The sequence below is a fragment of the Anditalea andensis genome, assembly GCF_000714815.1.
Taxonomy (GTDB): Bacteria; Bacteroidota; Bacteroidia; order Cytophagales; family Cyclobacteriaceae; genus Anditalea; species Anditalea andensis.
Genome location: NZ_JMIH01000060.1, coordinates 1 through 1,175 on the forward strand (window position 1 = coordinate 1; position 1,175 = coordinate 1,175).

Annotated in this window: 1 protein-coding gene; it reads right to left on the reverse strand. The window is 37.0% G+C overall.

The annotated features are described in order from the left end of the window. Window positions 1–534: 534 nt before the first annotated feature. The gene (locus tag EL17_RS24455) at window positions 535–762 is read right to left on the reverse strand and encodes a group II intron maturase-specific domain-containing protein (protein ID WP_394332182.1); all 228 of its coding nucleotides are present in this window, start codon (window positions 760–762) and stop codon (window positions 535–537) included. Between the last annotated feature and the right edge of the window lie 413 nt (window positions 763–1,175).

Below are 1,175 nucleotides of genomic sequence, written 5' to 3' on the forward strand. Positions count from 1 at the left end.
CATATAATAGCTTGTTTTGGTCAATAAATTTTCAATCCTTTTTTCCTTTACTCATAGCTGATACAAGGTCATGATAAAACAAAACATGCCTTTAGGTACTGTTCTGGCTTTGGATGGAAAGAAGGAAGGGGTTTTCTCGATTGCAACATCTTTGTGTTTAGTAGGTAGTTTATTCCCTTCCTTCAATTCCTTTATCAACTGACATTTTAATTAAAATCAATAACTTTATTTGTTTTTTTAAAGATATGAGTAGGTAAAGGGGAATCCCATCCCTAAACGGCTCACAACCTGTACCGTCATACGGGAGAACCGTATCCGGATACGCAAGCTATCGGGAAAGTCTGTGGATCTCTCGATTGTTCATTCATATTTAATTTAATCGGTATTCACGAAATCGAGCATGAAGCAAACTTCACACAATGAGATGATTAAAAACATGCGAGATTCCATCTAGCCTTTAAAAACAAAATATAAACAGATGAATGCTGGCGCATTTCATACGGCTCTTATTATGCAGTCGGATAGTCCATTTTATTAGACTAATTTGTATCCCTGTTCCCAGTGATAAAACAGGTTTGGATAAGAAACCGTCACTTGCCTAAGCCACTTAATTGCTTTGACCTTGCTTCCTTTGAAGCTTTTGTACTTGTTCAGGATCCACCTGATCAACCGATGGTGTAGGTAATAAAACACAGGTCTTAAACTTCTGCGACTAATTTTCCCATAATAATTTAACCATCCCCGGATCTTTGGATTCAGCATTTATCCTGAATGGATAATTAGGTCATCAGCGTACCGAATCATAATGACTGATGGATGTGATTTCTCCAAGATGCAGACAGTGACTACACAATTAAATAACTTCACTAATAGTAGAATTAAAAATATCCTCCGAATCCCGAACAGGGGGAATTATGGGCCATCCACTTAAAGTCCCAAATACTTAATGATTTTTTTACCAACCTGCCTTATACAGCTGACTAAAACTCATGTTTACTCCAGTTCCTGTCCGTCATCACTCCAGTTGCTCTCCGTACCCACTCCGACAATTGACGGAGTGGGTAATAAAGCGTAAACAGAGCAACAAACGGATAATCGAGCATAAATAAGTTTAAATATTTACTTTATACTGTTTTAATAACTACATTATTCCGTATAATCCCGATAAAGTTCAT

Excerpts from the sequence above, each read along its gene's own strand:
- EL17_RS24455 (WP_394332182.1), bottom strand. The coding sequence starts at position 762 with ATGCTGAATCCAAAGATCCGGGGATGGTTAAATTATTATGGGAAAATT.